The sequence below is a fragment of the Spongiibacter sp. genome, from assembly GCF_041602295.1.
Taxonomy (GTDB): Bacteria; Pseudomonadota; Gammaproteobacteria; order Pseudomonadales; family Spongiibacteraceae; genus Spongiibacter.
Window position 1 is genome coordinate 1 of sequence record NZ_JBFIGO010000031.1, and the last position, 22,088, is coordinate 22,088.

Consider the following 22,088-nt stretch of genomic DNA (forward strand, 5'->3'; position numbering starts at 1 on the left):
ATTTTACTGAACATGGGGTTCTCCGCTGTGCCAGGCCGGCAGACGTTTTTCCAGAAAAGCCGAGAGGCCCTCCTGGCCTTCAGGGGATACGCGGATATCGGCAATGCGCTGGCAGCTGTCTTGCACCAGCGCGCTGTCGAGCTGGCGATGCTGGTAGTCCAGCACTAGGGTTTTAGCCGCCCGCATGGCAGCCGGGCCGTTGGCCAGCAATTGCTCGATCATCGCCGCCAGGCGCTCGTCTAACTGCTGTTCATCGACGCACTCGCTGAGCAGCCCGAGCTGCACGGCGGCGTCGGCGCTAAAGCGTTCGGCGCTGATAAAGTAGCGGCGCGCCGCCCGCGGGCCGATGGCACTGATCACATAGGGGCTGATGGTGGCGGGGATCAGGCCAATTTTAACCTCGCTGAGGCAGAAGCTGGCGCGGTGACTGGCGATGGCAATATCGCAACAGCTGATCAGCCCCACTCCGCCGCCGAATGCGGCGCCCTGCACGCGGGCGAGAGTGGGCTGCGGGAAGTTATTCAGCAGCGACAGCAGTTCGGCGAGCGCCTGTGCATCGCGCAGGTTGTCGGCGACGCCGTAGCCGGCCATGCGCCGCATCCAGTTGGCATCGGCGCCGGCAGAAAAACTTTTCCCGCTGGCGGCCAACACCAATAGCCGCAGCTCTGGCAGTGCGGCGAGTCGCCGCAGTTCGCTGCTCAGTTGGGCGATCAGTGCGTCGTCAAAGGCGTTGTGCAGGGCCGGGCGGTTGAGCGTGAGTGTCGCCACGCCGCGTTGATCAATACTGCACAGCAGCGCGGCTTGTTGGTCGTTATCAGAGTGTTCAGACATGGCTGCCCCCTACATGCGAAATACGCCAAAGCGACTGTCGTCGATTGGCTTGTTAAGGCTGGCGGACAGGCTAATGCCGAGCACGCGGCGAGTGTCGGCGGGGTCGATAACGCCATCGTCCCAGAGCCGGGCCGAGGCGTAGAAGGGGTGGCTCTGCTCGGCGAATTTGTCGAGGATGGGCTGCTTGAAGGCCTGCTCCTGGTCGGCGCTCCAGTCCTGACTCTGGCGCTGATGCTGGGCGCGCTTGATGTCGGCCAGCACGCCGGCGGCCTGTTCGCCGCCCATTACGCCGATACGTGCATTGGGCCACATATACATAAAGCGCGGCTCATAGGCGCGACCACACATGCCGTAATTGCCGGCGCCGTAGGAGCCGCCGATGACGACGGTAAATTTTGGCACCTTGGCACAGGCAACGGCCATTACCATTTTGGCCCCGTGGCGGGCGATGCCGCCGGCTTCGTATTGTTTGCCGACCATAAAGCCGCTGATGTTCTGTAAAAAAATCAGCGGAATCTTGCGCTGCGCGCAGAGCTCGATAAAGTGCGCGCCTTTTTGTGCCGACTCGCTGAACAGGATGCCGTTGTTGGCGACGATACCTACCGGGTAGCCGTATAGGCGGGCAAAGCCGCAGACCAAACTGCTGCCGTAGAGGGCTTTGAACTCGTCGAAGTCTGAGCCGTCGACAATCCGCGCAATGACTTCGCGCACGTCGTAGGGCTTGCGGCTGTCCTTGGGAATGAGGCCATACAGCTCCTTGGCATCGTATAGTGGTTCGACGCTGTCGAGCTGCTCCAGCTGCTGGGGTTTGCGGCGGTTGAGTTTAGACACCGCCTGGCGCGCCAGCTGCAGGGCGTGCTCGTCGTTTTCGGCGTAGTGGTCGGCCACGCCGGACTCGCGGCAGTGCACGTCGGCGCCGCCGAGTTCCTCTGCAGTCACCACCTCGCCGGTGGCGGCTTTGACCAGCGGCGGGCCGGCCAAAAAGATGGTGCCCTGTTCTTTAACGATAATAGTCTCGTCGGCCATCGCCGGCACATAGGCGCCGCCCGCGGTACAGGAACCCATGACCACGGCGATTTGCGGAATATTCTGCGCCGACATATTGGCTTGGTTGTAAAAGATGCGGCCAAAGTGCTCGCGGTCGGGAAACACCTCGTCCTGGCGCGGCAGATTGGCGCCGCCGGAGTCGACCAGATAAATACAGGGCAGGTGATTTTGCTCGGCAATGGTCTGGGCCCGCAGATGCTTTTTTACCGACAGCGGGTAGTAGGAGCCGCCTTTGACGGTGGCATCGTTGGCCACGATCATGCATTCGATGCCGCAGACTAAGCCGATGCCGGCAATTACGCCGGCCGCCGGCACGTGCTCGCCATAGACGCCCTCGGCGGCCAGTTGGGAGATTTCCAGAAACGCCGCGCCGGGGTCCAGCAGGGCATCGATACGCTCGCGGGCCAGCATCTTGCCGCGCTGGTGATGGCGCTCTCGGGCCTTGTCGCCGCCGCCCTTGGCAATTTCTGCCGATTTGGCCTGCAGCTCGGCAAGCTGCTCGGTGAGGGCGGCGAAGTTCTCGATATAGTCGGCGCTGTGGCGGTCTAGGCTGGTGTTCAGCACGGTCATGGTCGATCCTCTGCTCGCTTAGCGGGTTTCGTTAAACAGTTCGCGGCCGATCAGCATACGCCGCACTTCCGAGGTGCCCGCGCCAATCTCGTAGAGCTTGGCGTCGCGCAGCAGGCGGCCGGTGGGGTAGTCGTTGATATAGCCGTTGCCGCCGAGGGTCTGGATGGCCTGCAGCGCCATTTGGGTCGCTTTTTCTGCGGTGTAGAGAATTACTGCCGCGGCGTCCTTGCGGGTCTCTTCGCCGCGGTCGCAGCTTTTGGCCACGGTGTAGAGGTAGGCGCGGCTGGCATTGAGGTCGCAGTACATATCGGCGATTTTGCCCTGCATCAACTGGAATTCGCCGATGCTTTGGCCGAACTGGGTGCGCTCGTGCAGGTAGGGCACGACGATGTCCATGCAGGCCAGCATAATGCCGGTGGGACCGCCGGACAGCACGGTGCGCTCGTAGTCGAGGCCGCTCATCAGAATACGGGCGCCATCGCCCTCCTTGCCGATCAGGTTTTCGGCCGGCACTTCGCAGTCTTGGAATACCAGTTCGCAGGTATTGGAGCCGCGCATGCCGAGCTTGTCGAGTTTGGGCGAGCGCGAGAAGCCGGGGAAGTCGCGCTCGACGATAAAGGCGCTGATGCCCTTGGAGCCGCCCTGGGGGTCGGTTTTGGCATAGATCACGTAGGTGTGGGCGTCGGGACCGTTGGTGATCCACATCTTGTTGCCGTTGAGGATGTAGCGGTCACCTTTTTTGTCGGCGCGCAGTTTCATGCTGACCACGTCGGAGCCGGCGTTGGGTTCCGACATTGCCAGCGCGCCGATATGTTCACCGCTGCACAGCTTGGGCAGGTATTTCTCGCGCTGGGCGGCATTGCCATTTTTAAAGATCTGGTTGACGCAGAGGTTTGAGTGGGCGCCATAGGACAGTCCCACGGACGCCGAGGCGCGGCTGATTTCCTCCATGGCGACGACGTGGGCGAGATAGCCCATATTGCTGCCGCCGTACTCTTCGCTGACGGTCATGCCGAGCAGGCCGAGGTCGCCAAACTGTTGCCACAGTTCCAGCGGGAACTGATTGTCTTTATCGATCTGTTCGGCGCGCGGGGCAATTTCGGCCTGGGCAAAGCGGTGCACGGTGTCGCGCAGCATGTCGATGTCTTCACCGAGATCGAAGTTGAGGCTGGGGTAGGCGGTGCTCATGTCAGGGCTCCTTGGCGGATGGGACGGTGTCGTTAAGTGCCTGCAGGCAGCGGCTCTCGGCGTCGTCGAGCTCCTGCATCAGGGTTTGAATATCGTTGAGCTGGCGCTTGAGCATTTCGCGCTTTTCGCGGATTTTGTCGATCAGGCGCTGCAGTTGTGGACTATTGTCGCGCTGCGGGTCGTACATCTCGATGATGTCGCGACTCTCCTCCAGCGACAGCCCCAGGCGCTTGCCGCGCAAAATCAGTTTTAGCTTGGTGCGGTCGCCGGCGCTGTAGATCCGCGCCTGGCCACTGCGGGTCGGGCACAGCAGGCCTTTTTCTTCATAAAAGCGAATGCTGCGGGTGGTGATGTCAAATTCCGCCGCCAATTCGGAGATGGTGTAGTGCCGGCTCATGGTGATGTTCTCTGCTTGGATACGCTAGTTATAAATTACGTTAACGTTAACGTCAACTTTGCCGTTGTTGTGCCGCTGTCCTTGCGGCACCGCTTGCTATACTCCTCGGCTAAACCTGAGTGGGGGTGCCAAGGGTGTGGGAGCTGCTATTGCGCTATGCGCATTTTCTTGGAGTGATGGCGTTGGGCGGCTGTTTGCTGGCCGAAAATCTGTTGCTGGGTCGGCGCTTAGCGCCCGCAACGCTGCGTCGCTTGGCGGTGATTGATGCCGGCTATGGCGCCAGTGCAATGTTGGTGCTGGCTGCGGGCCTCGCTTTGTGGTGGTGGCAGGGCAAGGCACCGGCGTTCTATCACAGCAACCCGGTGTTTTTGATCAAGCTGGCGCTATTTGCCGTGCTCGCCCTGCTGTCTATCTACCCGACGGTGTTCTTTTTGCGTCACCGCGGCAGCAGGGCAGCACTGACGGTGCCCTCGTCGTTAGTCTATCTGCTGCGTCTGCAATTGTTGTTATTGCCGCTGCTGCCCTTGCTGGCGGTGATGATGGCGCGCGGCGTGGGCCTGAATTAACGGCGTTAGGGCAGGGTGATATCGCTAAAACTTTGCACCGCTTGATGCCGGGGGTGGTTGTGCAGCTCACCCTCGCGTTGCAGCCATGCGGTGTGCATGCCGGCCTCAGCGGCGGCATCCAGTTCTTCGACAATGTCGGACAGGAACAGAATGTTCTGCGCCGGCATGTCGATTTCGCGACTGATCTCCCGGTAGGACGCAGCCTCGCGTTTGGGGCCGGTGGTGGTGTCGAAATAGTCGCTGAACAGCGGGCGCAGATCGCCGGCTTCGCTGTGGCCGAAAAACAGTTTCTGCGCCAAGATCGACCCGGAGCTGTAGACGTATAGCGACAGTCCCTGCCGGTGCCAGTGCTGAAGCTGCGCGACGGCGTCGTCGTAGACGTGGGCGCGGAAATCGCCGTTGCGGTAGCCGTGTTCCCAGATCATGCCCTGCAATGATTTCAGTGGTGTCAGCTTGCGGTCCTGGTCAATCCAGCGCTCCAGCTCGGCGCTCAGGGCGGGGTAGTTCTCGGCGTCGAGTTTGGCGATGCGCGCAACCTCCTGAAGTATTGCCTTCACCTTTGGCTGCTGGGCGTGCTCGCCAATATAACTGCCGAGGCGCTCGCGGGCGTAGGGAAACAGCACCTGGGTGACAAAGTCGATGGCGCTGGTGGTGCCTTCAATATCGGTGACAATGGCTTTGATCATGCGTTTTCCAGGCGAGAGTAGTGCTCGGCGATAGTGCTGCCCGTGTAGTGGGCGACCCAGCCGTCGGGGTTGTTAAAAAAACGAATCGCCACGAGTTGGGGGGTGGGGCCTAGGTCAAACCAGTGCGGGGTGTTTGCCGGTACGCTGAGCAGGTCGCCGCGCTCACAGAGCACCTCGTAGACTTTGTCGCCAATGTGCAGGGCAAACAGGCCGCAGCCGTCGACAAAGAAGCGCACTTCATCTTCGCTGTGGCGGTGTTCGGCGAGAAATTTCGCGCGCAACTCGTCCTTGTTGGGGTTGCTGGCGTCCAGGCTGATTACATCGACACTCTGGTAACCCTGTTCGTCGACCAGGCGCTGAATGTCGTCCCGGTAGGCAGTCATCACGCTGTCGGCGCTGTCGCCGGCGCGCACGTCGTCACGGGTTTGCCATTGTTCAAAGCGCACCCCGGCCTTGCCCAGCTCGCTGCGAATAAGGACGGCGTCGCGGCTGCTGAGCAGGGCGTGTTGGCTGTTGTCGTCGCGGTAAATACGAAGTTCGCTCATGGTGGTGGGGTCCTTGCGGTCAGTGGCTAAGGCGGCGCAATTCCAGCTCGCAGTGGAGCATAAATTCCAGGGCTTCGAGGTTGCGCATGCAGCTGTCCAAGTCTGCTGCCCAGCAATACAGGCCGTGGCCTTCAATCAAATAGCCGGGGCAGCTGGGGTGTTGGGCAAGGTAGTGATCTACCTCCTCGGCCAACGCGGCGATGTTCTGGGTATTGGCAAAAATGGGAATATCGACCGATGTGGCATGACTGTCAATGCCGGCAAAAGCTTTGAGCAGCTCATAGTCGCACAGTACAACTTTGCCGATTTTTGCCTGCAGTCGCGAAATCAGCGTGGCGTTGGCGCTGTGACAATGCAGCACGGCGCCGACGTCGGCGAAGCGACGGTAGAGGGCGGTGTGCAGCAGGGTTTCTGCAGATGGCTTGCCGTCGCTCAGGGGTTGGCCGTCGAAGTCGACGGCAATAAAGTCGGTGGGGGCCAGGCGACCTTTGTGTTTGCCCGATGCGGTAAGCAGAGCGCTGTCCTGATCTAGGCGCAGGGAAAAATTGCCGCTGGTCGCAGGTACCCAGCCGCGTTGGTAGAGTTCGTCGCCAGCCGCGGCGAGGGCGATGGCTTTATCAAAGAAACGCTTGGTTTTTTTCATCGCTTAGTTCCTGTTGGCGCCGGCACTGTCGAGGTGGGCGAGTACCGCCTCGCGGTTGGGCTGGTGAATAACGCCGTGTTCGGTAACGATGGCATCGATTAACGATGCCGGGGTGACATCGAAGGCTGGGTTGTGTACTGGGCAGCCCTGCGGCGCCGTAGCCACGCCCTGATTGTGGGTGATTTCTTCAGCGCTGCGCTGCTCAATGGGGATCTGCGGGCCGTCGATACTGCGGTCAAAGGTGCTGGTGGGGGCGGCGACCATCATTTTTACACCGTGGTGGCGGGCGATAATGGCCAGATTATAGGTGCCGATTTTGTTGGCGACATCGCCATTGGCCGCCACCCGGTCGGCGCCGACAATCACCCAGGCTGGGCGCAACTCACGCATGAGCTGTGCGGCGGCGCCTTCTATTGCCAGGGTCACCGGAATACCGTCTTGCATGAGTTCCCAGCTGGTCAGTCGCGCGCCTTGCAGCCAGGGCCGAGTTTCGCCGGCGATGACGCCGCGCAGTGTGCCGTCGCGCCAGGCCGAGCGTATCACGCCCAGTGCGGTGCCGTAGCCGCCAGTGGCTAGCGCGCCGGCATTGCAGTGGGTGTAGACCAGGCTGTTGGCGCCGATCAGCGCCGCGCCATGATCGCCAATACGCTGGTTAATGGCGATGTCTTCGCGGTGGATTTGCTGGGCCAGTGCCAACATGGCCAAGGGCAGCTCGCCGCTGTTGCCGTGCTGCTCAATAACTAGGTCGCAGCGTTGCAGCGCCCAGAACAGATTGACCGCCGTCGGGCGGCTGTCGGCCAGGGCCTGTCGCGCAGGGGCGAGGGCGGTTGCCCAGGCCGAGACGCTAGGCTGTGGCGGGCAGCGGGCAGCGGCGAGCGCCATGGCATAGGCCGCAGTGATCCCGATGGCCGGGGCACCGCGTACCACCATGTCGCGAATGGCGGCGGCAACGGCGATGGGCTCGTCGAAGCTCAGGTAGCTAAGCGAGTTGGGCAGCAAGCGTTGATCGAGTAATTCCAGGCAGTCCTGGTTCCAGCGAATGGCGTCGGGCGTGGACACGGCGGGCCTCCGGTTTTAGGGGGCGTCATTATAATGCAGGGTGTTGTTTGTCGATAGCGGTTAAAATGGCGGTTTTGCGGCCCAATGTGGTGGGAGAATAATGGAACAGTATTGGCCTTGGATAGTGGCGGCGGCGGTGATTGTCGTGGCCTTGGCTGGCTACGCGGCGCGGCTGCTGTGGCGTCTGCGGGCGCTGAACGCGCAGCGCGCGGCGTCGGGCGCTGCGGCTGTTGAGGCGGTGGAGCAGTTTGAGCCGGCGCCCAGTCAGCACCGCTTGGGTGTCCATGAGAGTATTCGGGTACTGGCGCGTTGCTACCTCGACGGTCAGCTGGGGGGCAGTGAGTTGTGCTTGAGGTTGGCGGTACTGCTGGATCAACCGGCGGTGGATGAGGCTCTGCGGCAGCAGGGCGAGGTGTTTATTGAGCTCGCAGCGAAGTTGGCTGAGGTGCCCACACACCAGGCGTGGAAAAACCTCAGCCGCAGCGAGCGCAATAAGTTTCGCCAGCATATGGACCAATTGGAGAGCGATCACGCCGAGGCCATGCGCGCGGCGGCCCGGCGACTTGCCGGCTAGTTTTTCTTGGCAAAGGGTAGCAGGCGATTAAAACCGTCCACCATATCGTTTTGCAGTTGCAATTGCGCCTCTAGCTGCTTGGGCTCCATCGGGTCGATGCCGAAAATAGACTGATGTAGAGGGGCCAGTGTGACATAGCCGAGGATCATGCAGTGGAAGGCCATTGCGGTGGGCGCGTGTATCCATTCGACGTCGGGGTCGTTGATCCCGTCGTTGAGAAAGGCAAACAGTTTTCGGTACCAGCGCTCGCTGAGCAGGGTGAGCGTTTCATCTTGGGCCAGGGTGGCATGTTGCACTAGGCGGGCGATATTGGGCTTGGCACTGAGGTCGCTCATCAAGGTGCGCAGTTGTTCGCGGATTTCCAAAAAGTCGGCGGCCGCATGCAGCTTGGTAGAGGTTTCGACAATGGGCGCCATCAGGCGCTCACAGACCTCTTCATAGATGGCCAGTTTGTTATTGAAGTGTTTGTAAATACCGGGGCTGCTAATGCCGACACGGGCGGCTATCTCGCTGACTGAGGTGGCCGCGAAGCCCTGCTTGGCGAAGAGTTGTTCGGCAACTTCGAGTATTTTTTCACGGGTATTGCGCCGCGTTGTCATATTGCTTTCCTATGCTGCGCTGATTGTCGATGCGCTTTGCTGTACTAGTAGCCAGGCCAGTCCGGCGGCGCAGCCCAGGCTGACTAGCAGCCAAGCCAGCGACTGCCAGCGGTAGCGTCGACTTAACGATTCGGGTTCTGAGGTGGCGATGATAAACGGTTGTTGCCTGCTGGGCGAATAACTCAGGGTATTGACCGGCATGAGCTGTTTGGCGCTGCGATTTTCCCGCTCCGCTTGGCGCAGGGCTTCACTGCGCACCAGCTGCCATTCTTCGAGGTCAATGTCGCCATCGCCGTTGCGGTCAAAGCGCGTGACCAGCCGGTCGTAGTCTTGCTTCCAGTCGCTTAAAATCTCCATCATTCGCGTATTGTTACGTTCGCTATCGCGAACTGGATGGTGGGTTTCGAAGAGGCCGAGAGTGTAGATCAGGTCGCCTTCGCAGAGTAATTCTTCGGTGTAGCGATAGCGTCTCCCCAGCAAACTGCTGCCTTGGCCGGGAATCGGATAGCGGCTGTTGCCATACCAGCTGCGTTTGCGGTGGCTGCTGATATCGGCGCGGTCTGGGTAAATGTAGCAGTGGCCGCTGCCGTCATTGAGCAATAGTGGACGGTCGCTGCTGTGGCCTTCAATGTTTCGCCAGTGACTGTTTTTTCCGCTGCGCTCGTAGCGCTCGATGCGATAACGGTACCACAGGCAGGCGTGTTGGCCCAGTTTGCTGAGCAGCGGCTGCTGGCCGTCGGCCAACTCACCGTAGCCAACGAGCTCGACATAGCCCTGGGGGGCGGAGCGTATCTTGGAGGTTGGCGTATCTTCAATGATGCGCGCGCGGCGCAGCCGCGACACGCTGGCGACCGCAGCGACGAGTGACAGTAGCGCGAGCAGGACGAGTGGAAAGTAGTCGTTCACAGCGCCGTTAATTGCCAAACAGCGACTTTACATCGACATCTTTGAGCTCGGCCTTGTCGAACTGCAGCAGATCAAAGGCCTGGAAATTAAACAGCCGGGCAATCATGACGTCGGGAAATTGTTCGATGCGCACATTGTTGTTGTTGACCGCCTCATTGTAGACCTCGCGGCGATCGGCGATGGCATTTTCCAGGGCGGAAATGCGACTGTGCAGATTTTGGAAGACGCCGTCTGCTTTGAGTTCCGGGTAGTTTTCGGCCAGTGCAAACAGGCTGCCAAGGCTGCTGCGCAGCCCACTTTCGGCCAGTCCCAGTGCCTTCATGTCGTGACTGGCTTGTGCGCTGGCCACTTGTTGGCGGGCGAGGATGACTTTTTCCAGTGTGCTTTGTTCATACTGCATATATTGCTTACAGGTTTCCACTAGCTTGGGTAGCTCGTCGTGGCGTTGCTTGAGAAGCACATCGATGTTGGCCAGGTGCTTGGCCACGCTGTGTTTTAGATTTACCAGGCCGTTGTACAGCATTATTAGGTAGAGCAATACGAAGACGATTATTGCCAGAAAAACCATCATGCCGATTTCCATTCGCGTTTCCTGTGTAGTGAGTGGGTACTGCAGTTGTCGGCGCTTTCATACCGCTGGGCGCCTTGCCAAGCCAGGCTCAATGGCGCATCCAGTCGGGTACCGGCAGGTTCATATTTTCTAGGAACACCGGATTGTAGAGTTTGCTCTTATAGCGGTCGCCGTAGTCACACAAAATGGTGACGATGGTGTGGCCGGGGCCGAGTTGTCGGGCCAGTGCCACTGCGCCGGCAATATTGATTGCTGATGAACCGCCCAGACACAGGCCCTCGTGGCGCAACAGGTCGAAGATGTAGGGCAGCGCATCGGCGTCGCTAACCTGGAAGGCGCTGTCCACCTCGGCCCGGCGCAGATTGTCGGTGATCAGGCTGATGCCAATGCCTTCGGCAATCGAGCGGCCTTCGCCCTGCAGTTCGCCGTTGGTGTAATAATTGTAGAGGGCTGATCCCTGTGGGTCGGCGAGACCGATGTGAATGTCGCGGCGGTGCTCTTTGAGGGCGCGGCTGACGCCCGCCAGTGTGCCCCCAGTGCCTACGGCGCAGATAAAACCGTCAATTTGGCCGTTGGTTTGTTGCCATATTTCCTCGCCAGTGGTTTGCTGGTGGATATCGGCATTGGCGGTATTATCAAATTGGCGAGCCCAAATGGCGCCGTTGGCTTCGCTGTCATTCAGGCTTTCGGCCAGGCGGCGGGCGGTGTGGATGTAGTGATTGGGATCGCTGTAACTGGTTGCTTGTACCAGGCGCAGATCGGCACCATAGAGATCCAGTAGTTCGATTTTTTCACGGCTTTGGCTCTGGGGCATAACGACGACGCTTTTGTAGCCCAGCGCATTGGCAATCAGTGTCAGGCCGATGCCGGTATTGCCGGCGGTGCCTTCGACAATGGTGCCGCCGGGGCGCAGGCTGCCGTCGCGCTCGGCCTGACGAATAATGCCCAGTGCGGTGCGGTCTTTGACTGAGCCGCCGGGGTTGAGGAATTCGGCCTTGCCGAGAATGGTGCAGCCGGTCTGTTCCGAGACCTGCTTGAGTTTGATCAGGGGCGTATTGCCGATGAGCTCGGGCATGCTCTTGTAGGTCATTAATGCGTCTCCACAGCGTGTGGACTCATGGTAGCGAGGCCCGCGCGCGCGGACAAGCGCTGCGCGGCGGTGTTGGGGGCAATAAATCCTGTTGGTTATGGTATTGATCGGTGTTACTGACTGCTATGGTTAGGGAAGAGATGTAATGGAGAGTACTGTGAAAACGCTTATCCGGGTGTTGATCTGCCTGTTTTTTTTGGCAGGTGGAGCGACACATTTCCTGTTCGCAGAGGACTTTGTCACTATCGTGCCGCCTTTTCTGCCGCTGCCGCTGTGGGTGGTATGGATCACTGGCGTGGTGGAATTGCTGATGGCGCCGCTGGTTTTGGTGCCGCGGTGGCGGCAGCAGGTGGGGCAATTTATGGCGGTCTACTGTTTGGCCGTTTTGCCCGCCAATATCTATCAGGCCATTACTGGCGCGCCGGGAGTCGGCGGCGAGGTGTCGGAGAGCGTGTTGTGGCTGCGTATTCCGTTGCAGTTTGTGCTGATCGCGGCGATTCTTTGGGCCACCACGGAATCACCGGGTGCGTTGATCCGGCGCTCGTCCAGGAGCGTAGAACCGGTTACAAGAGGTTGATCGATGGCAGATGACGCCGGGAATGTTGAACGCAATGGCGCATTTTGGGCCGAGTGCATGCTAAAAGTGGCCGAAAATCGTGACAAGGACAGCTTTATGCTGTTATTCGATCATTTTTCGCCGAGGGTTAATGCCTATCTCCTCGGGCAGGGGGCGGCCGCCGCGATGGCCGAAGATTTAACTCAGGAGGCGCTGTTGGCACTTTGGAACAAGGCGCATTTGTATAACCGTGAAAAAGCGGCGGTGAGTACCTGGTTGTTCCGGGTGGCGCGGAATTTGTGGATAGATCGGCTGCGCAGGCAGCGCGGTATTGCCTATGAGTCCGACGAAAATCTGGTCGAGGCGGCTGCCTCGGAACCCACTCTGGATGCTGATGGGGAGCGCTTGTTGGCGGTGATAGCCCAGTTGCCGCGCAATCAGGCACAGGTGGTTTACAAGTCTTATTACGAGGGCAAGAGCCACAGTGAAATCGCCTTGGAAGCCGGTATGCCACTGGGGAGTGTGAAATCGAGTTTGCGGTTGGCGATACGCGCGCTGCGGCGGCATTTTGGAGAGGCCCAATGACGACGGCTATTGAACATCATCCCAGCGACGAGACGGTTTTCAGCTATGCGGCGGGCGCCCTGCCCGCTGCGCTGGCCCTGGTGGTCGGCTGCCACTTGCAATATTGCCGGCGCTGCCGAGCGCTGGCGACAAAGGGTGAGGAACTGGGCGGCAGTTTACTGGCAGGCCTTGAGGCGAAGCCGCTGTCTGCGGGCCGTCGTGAGTCGGTGATGGCCATGTTAGATCGGCCTGTGGCTGCGACGGCGACTCCAGAAGTGCCCGCTGCAAATCCGGGTCAGCTGCCGAGTTTGCTGCGCAAGCTAGTCGGGCACGACAGTTATGATGCCTTGGCTTGGAAGAGTATTGTGCCGGGAGTGAAGCGCATAGATTTGCAGTGTGGCGAGGGCGAAGCGATGTTGCTGCGGATTGGCGCGGGCAAGAAAATGCCGGTGCACAGCCATGGCGGCCAGGAAATGACGCTGATTCTGAGTGGCGGTTACCGCGATCTTATTGGCCAGTTTAATGCCGGTGACTTTGCCGATCTCGATGGTTCGATAGCGCATCAGCCGGTCGCCGATGCTGACGAGGACTGTATTTGTCTGGCGGGCCTGGATGGGCCGCTGAAATTCAAGGGGCTTATCGCCAGGGTTCTGCAGCCGTTTTTTGGTATTTAATTCGGCGAAATCACTGACAAAAAAGGCAGCCATAGGCTGCCTTTTTTGCTGTGCTCCCGCCCAGAGATATTGCGCCCGGGCGGGGTGGGGCTTGCTTAAAACTCGTAGATGATATCGACACCGTAGGTGCGCGGCTCACCCCAGATGACTGCTCGGTCGCTGTGCGGCAGATTGTCGATGGCGGTGATCTCGTACTCTTCGTCGGCGAGGTTTTTACCCCACAGGCCGACGGTGAGTGTGCCAAAGCGACTGACGGGGATGTCGCTAAAGCTCACACGGCCATTCCACAGGCCATAGCTGCCGATGAAGGTGTTGACGGCATTGGCTCTGCGCACGCCGCCGTTGCGCTCATCCATAAAGTTGTAGCTGACGTTGGCCGAGACAGTGCCCCAGTCCCAGGAACCCACGGTCCAGTCGGCGGAGGCGGTGTAGCTTTGTTCCGGCGCGGAATAAAACACAAAGGTGTCGGTGACGTCGTTGCCGGCCTTGTCTACCGCCTTGGTTACCTCGGCATCCAGGTAGGCGTAGTTCAACATCAGCATAAGGGTGTCGGTTGCCAGGAAGGTGATGTCCGCTTCTAGCCCCTGCATTTCTGCCTCACCGGCATTGGCAACCTTGGTGTCGGCAATCGTGCCAGCGAGAATGAAGTTAAGCTGAATATCGGTGTATTCACTGTAGAAGATATTGGCGTTGACACGCAGGCGGCGATCCAAAAACTCGCTCTTGATACCCGCTTCCAGCGAGTCGACATGCTCCTCCTCGAAGCCGTCGGCAAAGCCGTAGCCGTAGACCACGCCATCGGGAGCCGGCTGGTCGGTGTCGTCGCCGCGGCCTTCGGGCGTAGTCGGGCCAGCTTCTTCACCAGTTGAGCCGCGCTGTGGGTCGCGGGTATTGAAGCCGCCTGACTTGTAGGCCTGAATGAACTTGCCGTAAATGTTGATATCGTCGGTCAGGTCAAATTCGGCAATAAAGCTGAAGGAGCTGTCAGTGAAGTCCTTTGAGGCAAAAATATTGTCAAAGGCGCGGTCGCCGGGTAGCAGGAAACCACTTTCCGTGAGCAGCGGTTGCAGCGATGAGGCATTCTGCATGTCGAAGGCCTGGTCTTGGCTGCGAATCTCCAGATAGGTTTTGTCGGTTTGGTTTTTAAGTGCCTGGCGGCTGTCTTTGGAGTAGCGGGCACCGAAGGTCAGGTGCAGGCGCTCATCGAGAATACTCGGTGTCCAGGTGAACTGACCGAAGGCGGCTAGTGCGGTGTTTTCGATGTCGTAGCGCTGCGACAGCATATTGACGATCTTGACGTCGCCGGTCTCGAGCAGGGTGCCGCCGATGATCGAGCCCAGGGTGGGAATGGGGATTACGCCGTCACTGATCTCGGAGCTGAACTGATGGTGCAGTGGTGAATTGTCTTCGGTGGCTTCCTCTTCGAAATAATAGGCGCCGACGATATAGTCCACGGAATCGTCAAACAGGCTGCCGCTAAATTGCAGCTCGTGGGAGGTTTGTTCCTGGTTGATCTTGGGTACGACCATCGGCAGGCAATCTTCGCCGGTTTGCTCGCGCGGGCCGGGGCCGCAGTATTCATGGGAGTCGGTTCGATAGTTTTCCGAGCCGAGACCACCACCGAGGTCGGCGTAAGAGGCGTCGTACAGCTCGCGGTAGGCGGCGATGTATTTCACCTGCACGTTTTCGAAATCCTTGGTGAGAATCAACGAGTGACCTTCGATTTCAGTCACCGATGTTTCCATGGGCTTGAAGGTTTCCATGGAATCGAAGCGGCTTTCGCTGTGTTTGGCCTGGGTGACCGAGAATTCACGCACGGGCTCAGCTTGTCCCTTGTTTTGCTCACCGGGACGGATCGACTGGTACATGTAGTTGATGTATTCAAAGTCGGATTTGTCGTAGGCGTAGTCCAACGTCATCGAGTCGCTGATGTCCCAGCGAAAGTCGATGCGAAAGCCCTCGACCTCGCGGTCGCCGAAATCACCGCCCGGGCCGGTGTTCTCCATGAAGCCGTCCATTTCTGTGGTCAAATAGGCGAGCTTGGCGGCCAGTGTGTCGGTAATGGGGATGTTGGCGGTGGTCTTCGAGGTCAGTTGATTGCGATTGCCGACGGTGAGTTTCTGTTTGAACTCAAAGTCTTCTGTGCTGGGGCGCTTGGTGATCAGGTTGATGGCGCCGCCGGTGGTGTTGCGGCCGTACAGTGTGCCTTGAGGGCCGCGCAGGACCTCAATGCGCTGCAACTCGGCGACGTCCAGTGCCGTGCCGGTTGAACGCGCAATATAAACGCCATCTACGTAGATGCCGATGGGTGGATCTTGAGTCACCTGTACATCGGACAGGCCGATGCCCCGGATGAAAATGCGCAAGGTCGCATTGTTGATGGGGAAGGGCTCAATAGTCAGGCTGGGAACCTTGGAGCCGATATCGTTGAGATTACTGATGCCGTCGATTTCGAGGCGCTCTTCGCCAAAGGCGGTAAGCGAGATCGGGGTGTCCTGCAGTGACTCAGCTTTTTTCTGCGCAGTCACAATGACTTCTTCGAGGCTTCTGGGCTTGTTCTCCTCGGCATAGCTAAGTTGAGATATAGAACTGGCGAGCAGGCACAGCCCTGCCGCTATCGGGGTTGTGTTCTTCACGTGAGCGCTCCGTGGGTGCTAGATTATTGTTATGTCACAGGGTGCAGTTAAAGCATATTAACAAATCGCGTGCAACAGCCTATTTGAGGTAGGTGTTGCCGCGCGGCGTAGTGTGATGGTTTTTAGGTAAGTCAGGGTGTGGGCCGGCCGTGGCGGGCCGGTGCCTGTGCTTGCCGTTAATTCGGGCGGGCGAGAATGCTGGCGACGGTGGCCAGGACGCTGGGGTTCCACGCGAAGCCGAGGTGGCTCGATTTGACCGGAATGTTTTCGATGTTTTCGCCTTCTAGGCGTGCGATTGACGGCGAGACAATGCCGTCTACAGGGCTGTAGATTACGCTGGTCGGGACCTCGCGGGGGCCGGCGTTCAGCGAGATCCACTGGTCGGTATTTTGTTCGTGGTCCGGAGTTGTGCTGCGGTGTAGCCGTTTGAGGAAGGCCCATGCGGCGGTACCACGGGGGTCGCCGTAGGGAGTGCCGAGGCTGATGACGCGGCGAATTTTTTCGGGTTCGCGCTGCGCCATGGCATTGGCATAGATGCCGCCAAGGCTCCAGCCGACCAGGCTTACCGGGCGATTGCCGCTATTTTCATAGAGTGTGTCGACGCGCTGCTGAATTCGGTCGAGCATCAGTGACTGGAATTCGTGCATATGTTCCATTTGGGAAATGCGGTCGGCGGGTAGGTTGCGACCCAGCAGCCAGGGTTCGGCCTGATAGCCCCAGCGTTTCAGCCAATAGCGCAGTGCGGCCATACTGCCGTCGCCACCGCCGTAGCCGGGCAGCGTCATCACTGGGTGGCCATCACCTCGGGGTTGCTGGTTTAGCGTGCAGCCTTGGAGGAGCAACTGAACACATTCAAGTGGGGCGCGGCCAAATTCACCTAGGGTATCGCGTAGTAAAGGCGGTTGGATGGCCTGGCTGTCGTTGAGTGAAAGAGTGGGCATGATTTAGGGAGTCCGCTGGTCATTGTTGTTATCGCTGAGGCGCTCTGGGTATTGCCGGCTGCGGTGCAAGGCCGTTGTCGGTGGTTTAATAAAATTATATTAATTCCTTGGGCCGGGCAGGGGAAGGGTTTTTCCGTCAGTCGCCGTAGACGACCCGATTCCGCCCCGACTGCTTGGCGGTGTAAAGGGCTCGGTCAGCCCGGTCAAACAGACTCCGGCGACTGTCGTCGAGCTGGGGGTCGAATTGGGTGATGCCAATACTTACCGTCATTGGGATATGGATGTCGCTGCCTGCCTGTGCCGGGTGGTATTGCAGCGAGGAGCGGATGCGTTCGGCCACGCCCCAGGCCGAGTCTCGGTCGGTGGCGGGCAGGATGACCAAAAATTCTTCACCACCGTAGCGGCCAACTTGGTCGTATTCACGGAGGTTGGTATTGAGAATATTGACCATATGCTTGAGGGCGATGTCGCCGGCGGCGTGGCCATAATTGTCGTTAACTTGCTTAAAATGGTCGATGTCCAGCACCATTAGCGACAAGCAGTTGAGTGTGCGCCGCGCCTCGGCGATTGCGCTGTTGAGCAGCTCGTCGATCATTCGACGGTTCCAGCATTGGGTCAGTGAGTCCCTTGAGGCGAGTTGGTTGAGCGTTTGCTCCAGGCGCACAATACGACTGCCGGCGGCTAGCCGCACCTTAAGTACCCGGTGGTCGAAGGGCTTGCTGAGAAAATCATCGGCGCCGGATTCCATGGCCTCAATAATGGCGTCGTTGCCCTCTTTGCCGGTGAGCATCAAAATATAGAAAAACTGGCCGTCTTCGCGTTGGCGCAGGGTTTTACATAGTTCCGGCCCGCTGATACCTGGCATGGCCCAGTCGATAATGAGTAGGTGCGGCGGCTTGTCGGCGTTAATAATGTCCAGTGCCTGCTCGCCATTTTGCGCCACCACGGGTACAAACCCCCAGTCTTCGACCGCCGCGCACAGTGCCAAGCAGGTAATGGGGTCATCATCAACAATTAAGATATCCATGCTGCTAGAGGTCCGCCATGTCTTTTAGTTCCTGCAGTAACTGCTCGACTTTGCCCTCTATGTGCTGCCATTCGCTGCTCCATTGTTCTAGCGTTACATCGCTGCTTGTCGCCCGCATTTCCAGCTCGGTAAATTCTCGATAGAAGTCCGCGCAAGCAAAATTACCCAGTGCGCTCTTCATGCGGTGTGTGGTTTGGGCGAGGGCCTCGCGGTTGCCCTGTTGCAGCGCGCTGTTGATACTGGCCCGCATATCAGGCAGTTCGTCAATAAACAACTGGCTGATGTTGGTGATCAGAGCGGGTTTATTGCGGGTGATGTCTCTCAGACGCTGTTCGTCGAGAATCATAGTGTCGGCTTCCTCGGGCAGCGATGCTGGCGCGGTGGATACTGTGTCGGGCAATGATAGCGCAATCGCGGTTTCGTTAGCATACCTAGATCTGCCTACAGTGTTACCCCTGTTGGGTGGTAATAATTCGCTGAGGTTAGTGGTGCGGTGGGGAGTAGGTGTGGTCTCGAGAGGCTTAAATCGTCTATTGGCTTTGTGCTTAGCTTTGCCTGGGTAGATGTGCGCTGCGCTGCTGGCGCGTTTCATCGGCAATTTTACCGTAAATGTCGAGCCCTGCTGTTCGCGGCTGTCGACATGGATGTCGCCGCGCATCAGTGCCACGAGCTGGGCGGTGATGGAGAGTCCGAGTCCGGTGCCGCCGTAGCGACGGGTGCTGCCGCCGTCGACTTGTACGAAGGGGGCAAATATCTGCGCTTGTTTCTGTTTGGCAATGCCGATGCCGCTGTCTTGCAGCTGCAGTGTTAATTGGCCGTCCTGGGCATGTTGTGTTTGCTGCCAGCTGATGCGCAGGTGAATGCTGCCGCTGTGAGTGAATTTGAGAGCATTGCCCAATAGTTGTTTCAGCACTTGGCACAGTCGCGGTGCGTCGCCGCAAAGGGTGTCTGGGAGCTGTTTGTCAAACTCGGTGTGAAATTCTAGGCCTTGGTGGTGGGCGGTTTCCCGTGCTTGCTGGAGCAGTTCGCGCAGCTCTTCACGCAAACTAAAATTTTTGTTCTCCAGTTTTAGGCGTCCGGCGTTGGCCTTGGAGAGCTCCAGAATGTCATCGATAATTGTGAGCAAGCTCTGCCCGGAATTTTGGATAATCTGTAGATATTCCTGTTCCTGGTCACTGTTTGCCGAGCGCTTGAGTAGGTCGGCAATACCTAAAATACCGTTTAATGGGGTGCGAACTTCGTGGCTCATATTGGCGAGAAACTCGCCTTGCAAGCGGCTGGTTTCCTCGGCATGTAATCGAGCCGCTTGGGCTTCTCCCGTGCGCAGGGCGACGGCCTCTTCGAGTCGGGCGTTGTCGCAGATCAGCTGGTCGAGCATGGCATTCACGGCCTTGCCCAGGGTGGCTATCTCGTCATGACCGTCGGAGTTTGCGCGTTGACTCAAGTCGCCTTGCCGGATTTTTTCTGCGGTCTGGGTGAGCTTGGCGATGGGGCGATAAATCGCCATTGCGGCACGTGCAGCCATTAACGCGCCGACAACGGCGACGCCGATGATGAACATATTCAGCCTTGCTAGCATGGTCGTGAGTGGCCCCAGAATTTCTTGATTATCACGTTTTACGATAATCCCCAGGTTTAACTCTGGAATGAGTTGGCCGGCTGCGAGCACTGCTGTGCCGCGGTAATCGAGGACATCGTAGGCTTCGGGCTGTTGCTTGCTAAATGACGCATTGACGAGCTTGCGGCTGTGCTGCTCGTCACTATCGTGGCGGAGCGGGTGCAGCGCTGTGAGTTCGCCCGCGGCGTTGGTTTGCACCAGCAGGGATTCACCTGTTTCTCCCATGCCGCTGTAATCGGTGAAAATATTCAATAGCTCGCTGGCGTCGATAAGCAGGCGAAAGCTGCCTATCGGGTTACCTTGGTAGAGGATAGGGTTGTCGACCCGTATTTCAAGCTGGTTGAGGTGGTCGAAGCCCAATGTCGGCTGCGGATGCAGCCTGTCGGCCGCCGGGCTGGGGTTGCCGCGCCTGAGGGGGCTGCTAATAAGAATACCTTGGCGATCGTAGATCAGTGCTTCTTTAATATCGGCGAGTGTCGCAAAGGCATTGAGCAGCAAGGTGTCAACATCGGCGAGCTTGGCGCCACCCTGTTGCTGTGCCTCATGCACCGCGCGTTGCAATTTGGGGTGCCGGGCAATCATGCTCAGGCGAAGTTGCTGCTCGGCGATATGCTTGTGCAGGCGCTGTCGCTGTATTTCAGTGATCGAAAGCAGTTGGCTCATGGCCGTCTTCTTCAAGTGGTCGACGGAGAGGGCGTAATCTATCGAGCCAAAGAGAAGCAGTGGCAGCAAGGCAAATGCACAAAAATTTAAAGTGAGTTTTTGGAGCAGGGGCATAGAGGGAAACCTCGAGCTTGCCAAGCCGGCGGTGAGGGGTGGCAGCGATTGGTCGGTGTTGGCTGACGATACTAGTAGGGCGGATGCGACGGTTTTTTATCGAGGGAGGCGTAATGCTAGTAGCTTGTAAGTGGCTATATGCGCAAATTACCTTGATTGAGTGCCGGTGACTCATTGCCGTATTTCCATTGCGCCTCAGCCATTGTTGGGCAGTTCCTGTGATCCAGGGGTGCCGAGAGGACTCAACACCTAAAGCAGGTCTGCATTAGTGTCGCTAGTGTCCGAATCTTTTTTGTTTATGGATATACGGTAAATCCGAGGGGCAGCGAGGTAACAGGCAGAAGCTAAGTACTTCGGCTGATTTATGAATGTGCTGTGAATTGGCTTAAGCGGCCTGTGTTTTCACGAAGTTGCCGAGTAAAAGTTCTGTGGTGTCTTGGGCATCAATAATGATGTTGTTGGCGCACTCCGGTGATAATTGCAGGCGCCGCCAACTGTCGCTGGCTTTTAGGGCAGCGGCCGTTTCGGTTTCGGTTTGATCGCCGCCTTGGCACTGTTCGTGATATTGGGCGAGCAGGTTCCCCAAGTGCACAATGTGCACGATATCGGCCGCCGCCGGTAGCCGCGATGGTTGGTGATGGGCGTAAATGCACTGCTGCAGAGATAGTGGCAGCTGCCATTGGATGGCCAATTCCAAGCCGACATTGCAATGGTCGAAACCAAAGAATTGCTGTTCGGCGTGGTAGGTGGACTTAATGCGGCCGTTGCCCATGAAGTCTGTCAGGCAGTCTTCAATCTGTTCACCCAGTGTGCTGTACATGATCAGTTGGCCGATATCGTGCAGTAGCCCTGCGGTAAATGCTGCGCCGCTGTCGCGCGCGCCGGTGAGTGCCGCTAGCTGTTGGCAAATCGTTGCGCACTGCAGGCTGTGACGCCAAAAATCTTCGACGCTGATCAAGTCGTTATCTAACCCTTCAAAACAGCGCGCGACCTCAATGCCCATTACCAGCTCATTGACCATTCGCGAGCCAATGCGGTTTACCGCTTTGCCTACAGAGTCGATTTCGCCACGGCCTTGTACTAAGGCGCTATTGGCGACCTTTAATAACTTGGCGGTCAATGCGGGATCAGACTCGATGACCGCAGCGATTTCGCTTACGGTGCTTTTCTCGCTGTTAAGCAGCCGGTTAATTTCAATGGCAACGCTGGGGAAGGAAATCAATGAACTGACTTCGGCCACCAGCGATTTGGCGTCGAGCATTTAGTTGGGCCTCAAGCATAAAATGATAGGGAATTCTGTTCTAACACATTTGCATAGTAGTGATGTTTGGGACAATAAGTATCAACACCCATAAGTGGCCTGCAACCGGCAGGCTTTGGCTGAAAGCTGTTATTTGGGCAATTGTCAGAGTCGGCAAAGTATCCGGGAGCGATTTTTGTCGCTAATACTCGGCGTGGCGGCTATGTGATAAACGAAGAGTCTAGGCAGTGGTATGTAAACGCTTTGTGAGCGGTGTTTCTTTAAAAATATTTTCCTCGTATTGCGGTGCGGCCAGTTGCGGTCGCGGTGGCTGAAAGCGGGCGAGGTGTTAATCCATCACCTTACCGCGCATCGCTTTAATATTGCCGCGCTTGGTTTTGCTGTCCATGCGCTTTGCCTTGGCGTTTCTGCTGGGCTTGGTCGGACGTCGGGCTTTGCGGGCGACGGCCACACTGCGAATAAGAGCTTGTAGACGCTGCAGGGCGTCGTCGCGGTTTTGTTCCTGGGTGCGGTACTGCTGGGCCTTGATAATAATAATGCCGTCTTTGCTAATGCGTTGGTCTTTTAGCGCTAATAGCTCGTTTTTGTAAAACTCCGGCAGTGACGAGGCGCGAATATCAAAGCGCAGATGAATGGCACTGGAAACCTTGTTGACGTTCTGGCCACCGGCGCCCTGCGCGCGAATGGCGCTGAGCTCTATCTCTTTGTCGGGCAGGCTGACTGCGTTGGAAATTTCTAGCATGGGGCTCCGGTGCCGTCGCG

Annotated in this window: 23 protein-coding genes; 5 read left to right on the forward strand and 18 right to left on the reverse strand. The window is 58.2% G+C overall.

What is annotated here, in order from left to right; genetic code table 11:
- Positions 1–3: 3 nt before the first annotated feature.
- The 4 genes from ABYM29_RS07345 to ABYM29_RS07360 are packed head-to-tail and all read right to left on the reverse strand — an operon-like array spanning position 4 to position 4,033.
- Positions 4–831: an enoyl-CoA hydratase/isomerase family protein gene (locus tag ABYM29_RS07345; RefSeq protein ID WP_372864027.1), complete on the reverse strand. Its 828-nt coding sequence runs from the start codon at positions 829–831 to the stop codon at positions 4–6.
- A 9-nt stretch (positions 832–840) separates the two neighbouring features.
- The gene (locus ABYM29_RS07350; RefSeq protein WP_372864029.1) at positions 841–2,448 is read right to left on the reverse strand and encodes a carboxyl transferase domain-containing protein; all 1,608 of its coding nucleotides are present in this window, start codon (positions 2,446–2,448) and stop codon (positions 841–843) included.
- A gap of 18 nt (positions 2,449–2,466) precedes the next feature.
- The gene (locus tag ABYM29_RS07355; RefSeq protein WP_372864031.1) at positions 2,467–3,636 is read right to left on the reverse strand and encodes an isovaleryl-CoA dehydrogenase; all 1,170 of its coding nucleotides are present in this window, start codon (positions 3,634–3,636) and stop codon (positions 2,467–2,469) included.
- Between the two features lies 1 nt (position 3,637).
- Positions 3,638–4,033, reverse strand: a complete 396-nt coding sequence (locus ABYM29_RS07360) for a MerR family DNA-binding transcriptional regulator (protein ID WP_372864033.1) — start codon at positions 4,031–4,033, stop codon at positions 3,638–3,640.
- Between the two features lie 134 nt (positions 4,034–4,167).
- Here ABYM29_RS07360 and ABYM29_RS07365 point away from each other — a divergent pair, with 134 nt between their 5' ends.
- Complete coding sequence (locus tag ABYM29_RS07365; RefSeq protein ID WP_372864035.1) at positions 4,168–4,599, forward strand: DUF2214 family protein; 432 nt, start codon at positions 4,168–4,170, stop codon at positions 4,597–4,599.
- A 5-nt stretch (positions 4,600–4,604) separates the two neighbouring features.
- Here the strand turns inward: ABYM29_RS07365 and mtnC are convergent, their stop codons facing one another.
- The 4 genes from mtnC to mtnA are packed head-to-tail and all read right to left on the reverse strand — an operon-like array spanning position 4,605 to position 7,532.
- Positions 4,605–5,285, reverse strand: a complete 681-nt coding sequence (mtnC, locus tag ABYM29_RS07370) for an acireductone synthase (RefSeq protein WP_372864037.1) — start codon at positions 5,283–5,285, stop codon at positions 4,605–4,607.
- Positions 5,282–5,830, reverse strand: a complete 549-nt coding sequence (locus tag ABYM29_RS07375; protein WP_372864039.1) for an acireductone dioxygenase — start codon at positions 5,828–5,830, stop codon at positions 5,282–5,284. The genes mtnC and ABYM29_RS07375 overlap by 4 nt, the downstream gene beginning before the upstream one ends.
- Before the next feature lie 19 nt (positions 5,831–5,849).
- Positions 5,850–6,473 carry a methylthioribulose 1-phosphate dehydratase gene (locus ABYM29_RS07380; protein WP_372864041.1) on the reverse strand — a complete coding sequence of 208 codons (624 nt, stop codon included), beginning with the start codon at positions 6,471–6,473 and terminating at the stop codon, positions 5,850–5,852.
- 3 nt (positions 6,474–6,476) lie between these two features.
- Positions 6,477–7,532: an S-methyl-5-thioribose-1-phosphate isomerase gene (gene mtnA / locus ABYM29_RS07385; protein WP_372864043.1), complete on the reverse strand. Its 1,056-nt coding sequence runs from the start codon at positions 7,530–7,532 to the stop codon at positions 6,477–6,479.
- Between the two features lie 100 nt (positions 7,533–7,632).
- Between mtnA and ABYM29_RS07390 the strand changes: the two genes are divergently transcribed.
- Positions 7,633–8,106 (forward strand): DUF2489 domain-containing protein, encoded by a 474-nt coding sequence (locus ABYM29_RS07390; protein ID WP_372864045.1) that lies wholly within the window; start codon positions 7,633–7,635, stop codon positions 8,104–8,106.
- On the opposite strand, the gene ABYM29_RS07395 is transcribed toward ABYM29_RS07390, so the two are convergent.
- From ABYM29_RS07395 to ABYM29_RS07410, 4 genes are all read right to left on the reverse strand, one after another.
- The gene (locus ABYM29_RS07395) at positions 8,103–8,705 is read right to left on the reverse strand and encodes a TetR/AcrR family transcriptional regulator (RefSeq protein WP_372864046.1); all 603 of its coding nucleotides are present in this window, start codon (positions 8,703–8,705) and stop codon (positions 8,103–8,105) included. The two genes, ABYM29_RS07390 and ABYM29_RS07395, sit on opposite strands and share 4 nt — an antisense overlap.
- Before the next feature lie 9 nt (positions 8,706–8,714).
- Positions 8,715–9,611 carry a hypothetical protein gene (locus tag ABYM29_RS07400; RefSeq protein ID WP_372864048.1) on the reverse strand — a complete coding sequence of 299 codons (897 nt, stop codon included), beginning with the start codon at positions 9,609–9,611 and terminating at the stop codon, positions 8,715–8,717.
- Between the two features lie 7 nt (positions 9,612–9,618).
- Positions 9,619–10,194, reverse strand: coding sequence for a LemA family protein (locus tag ABYM29_RS07405; RefSeq protein WP_372864050.1), 576 nt, complete (start codon positions 10,192–10,194; stop codon positions 9,619–9,621).
- Positions 10,195–10,270: 76 nt separating this feature from the next.
- Entirely contained in the window at positions 10,271–11,272 is a 1,002-nt protein-coding gene (locus tag ABYM29_RS07410; protein WP_372864052.1) for a cysteine synthase A, read from the reverse strand.
- A 157-nt stretch (positions 11,273–11,429) separates the two neighbouring features.
- Here ABYM29_RS07410 and ABYM29_RS07415 point away from each other — a divergent pair, with 157 nt between their 5' ends.
- Genes ABYM29_RS07415 through ABYM29_RS07425 form a run of 3 tightly spaced genes read left to right on the forward strand, consistent with a single transcriptional unit; the run spans position 11,430 to position 13,066 of the window.
- A complete protein-coding gene (locus ABYM29_RS07415) occupies positions 11,430–11,849 on the forward strand; it encodes a hypothetical protein (protein ID WP_372864054.1) in 420 nt (139 codons plus the stop codon).
- A 3-nt stretch (positions 11,850–11,852) separates the two neighbouring features.
- On the forward strand, positions 11,853–12,413 hold the full coding sequence (locus ABYM29_RS07420; RefSeq protein ID WP_372864056.1) for a sigma-70 family RNA polymerase sigma factor: 561 nt from the start codon (positions 11,853–11,855) through the stop codon (positions 12,411–12,413).
- A complete protein-coding gene (locus ABYM29_RS07425) occupies positions 12,410–13,066 on the forward strand; it encodes a ChrR family anti-sigma-E factor (protein ID WP_372864058.1) in 657 nt (218 codons plus the stop codon). Before ABYM29_RS07420 ends, ABYM29_RS07425 begins: the two co-directional genes overlap by 4 nt.
- A 95-nt stretch (positions 13,067–13,161) precedes the next feature.
- Here the strand turns inward: ABYM29_RS07425 and ABYM29_RS07430 are convergent, their stop codons facing one another.
- The 6 genes from ABYM29_RS07430 to arfB all read right to left on the reverse strand — a co-directional run bounded on the left by ABYM29_RS07430 (position 13,162) and on the right by arfB (position 22,068).
- Positions 13,162–15,702, reverse strand: coding sequence for a TonB-dependent receptor (locus tag ABYM29_RS07430; protein ID WP_372864060.1), 2,541 nt, complete (start codon positions 15,700–15,702; stop codon positions 13,162–13,164).
- Positions 15,703–15,878: 176 nt separating this feature from the next.
- Positions 15,879–16,487 carry an alpha/beta fold hydrolase gene (locus ABYM29_RS07435; protein ID WP_372864084.1) on the reverse strand — a complete coding sequence of 203 codons (609 nt, stop codon included), beginning with the start codon at positions 16,485–16,487 and terminating at the stop codon, positions 15,879–15,881.
- A 292-nt stretch (positions 16,488–16,779) separates the two neighbouring features.
- Positions 16,780–17,670 (reverse strand): diguanylate cyclase, encoded by an 891-nt coding sequence (locus tag ABYM29_RS07440; protein WP_372864062.1) that lies wholly within the window; start codon positions 17,668–17,670, stop codon positions 16,780–16,782.
- Between the two features lie 4 nt (positions 17,671–17,674).
- A complete protein-coding gene (locus ABYM29_RS07445; protein ID WP_372864064.1) occupies positions 17,675–19,951 on the reverse strand; it encodes an ATP-binding protein in 2,277 nt (758 codons plus the stop codon).
- A gap of 499 nt (positions 19,952–20,450) precedes the next feature.
- The gene (locus ABYM29_RS07450; RefSeq protein ID WP_372864066.1) at positions 20,451–21,326 is read right to left on the reverse strand and encodes an HDOD domain-containing protein; all 876 of its coding nucleotides are present in this window, start codon (positions 21,324–21,326) and stop codon (positions 20,451–20,453) included.
- A gap of 328 nt (positions 21,327–21,654) precedes the next feature.
- Complete coding sequence (gene arfB / locus ABYM29_RS07455; protein ID WP_372864068.1) at positions 21,655–22,068, reverse strand: alternative ribosome rescue aminoacyl-tRNA hydrolase ArfB; 414 nt, start codon at positions 22,066–22,068, stop codon at positions 21,655–21,657.
- Between the last annotated feature and the right edge of the window lie 20 nt (positions 22,069–22,088).

What these genes read in the sequence shown, in the direction of transcription:
- ABYM29_RS07345 (WP_372864027.1), bottom strand. Translation starts at nt 831, where the DNA reads ATGTCTGAACACTCTGATAACGACCAACAAGCCGCGCTGCTGTGCAGT.
- ABYM29_RS07350 (WP_372864029.1), bottom strand. Translation starts at nt 2,448, where the DNA reads ATGACCGTGCTGAACACCAGCCTAGACCGCCACAGCGCCGACTATATC.
- ABYM29_RS07355 (WP_372864031.1), bottom strand. Translation starts at nt 3,636, where the DNA reads ATGAGCACCGCCTACCCCAGCCTCAACTTCGATCTCGGTGAAGACATC.
- ABYM29_RS07360 (WP_372864033.1), bottom strand. Translation starts at nt 4,033, where the DNA reads ATGAGCCGGCACTACACCATCTCCGAATTGGCGGCGGAATTTGACATC.
- mtnC (WP_372864037.1), bottom strand. Translation starts at nt 5,285, where the DNA reads ATGATCAAAGCCATTGTCACCGATATTGAAGGCACCACCAGCGCCATC.
- ABYM29_RS07375 (WP_372864039.1), bottom strand. Translation starts at nt 5,830, where the DNA reads ATGAGCGAACTTCGTATTTACCGCGACGACAACAGCCAACACGCCCTG.
- ABYM29_RS07380 (WP_372864041.1), bottom strand. Translation starts at nt 6,473, where the DNA reads ATGAAAAAAACCAAGCGTTTCTTTGATAAAGCCATCGCCCTCGCCGCG.
- ABYM29_RS07390 (WP_372864045.1), top strand. Translation starts at nt 7,633, where the DNA reads ATGGAACAGTATTGGCCTTGGATAGTGGCGGCGGCGGTGATTGTCGTG.
- ABYM29_RS07395 (WP_372864046.1), bottom strand. Translation starts at nt 8,705, where the DNA reads ATGACAACGCGGCGCAATACCCGTGAAAAAATACTCGAAGTTGCCGAA.
- ABYM29_RS07405 (WP_372864050.1), bottom strand. Translation starts at nt 10,194, where the DNA reads ATGGAAATCGGCATGATGGTTTTTCTGGCAATAATCGTCTTCGTATTG.
- ABYM29_RS07410 (WP_372864052.1), bottom strand. Translation starts at nt 11,272, where the DNA reads ATGACCTACAAGAGCATGCCCGAGCTCATCGGCAATACGCCCCTGATC.
- ABYM29_RS07420 (WP_372864056.1), top strand. Translation starts at nt 11,853, where the DNA reads ATGGCAGATGACGCCGGGAATGTTGAACGCAATGGCGCATTTTGGGCC.
- ABYM29_RS07425 (WP_372864058.1), top strand. Translation starts at nt 12,410, where the DNA reads ATGACGACGGCTATTGAACATCATCCCAGCGACGAGACGGTTTTCAGC.
- ABYM29_RS07435 (WP_372864084.1), bottom strand. Translation starts at nt 16,487, where the DNA reads ATGACGCTGCCCGGCTACGGCGGTGGCGACGGCAGTATGGCCGCACTG.
- ABYM29_RS07440 (WP_372864062.1), bottom strand. Translation starts at nt 17,670, where the DNA reads ATGGATATCTTAATTGTTGATGATGACCCCATTACCTGCTTGGCACTG.
- ABYM29_RS07445 (WP_372864064.1), bottom strand. Translation starts at nt 19,951, where the DNA reads ATGAGCCAACTGCTTTCGATCACTGAAATACAGCGACAGCGCCTGCAC.
- ABYM29_RS07450 (WP_372864066.1), bottom strand. Translation starts at nt 21,326, where the DNA reads ATGCTCGACGCCAAATCGCTGGTGGCCGAAGTCAGTTCATTGATTTCC.
- arfB (WP_372864068.1), bottom strand. Translation starts at nt 22,068, where the DNA reads ATGCTAGAAATTTCCAACGCAGTCAGCCTGCCCGACAAAGAGATAGAG.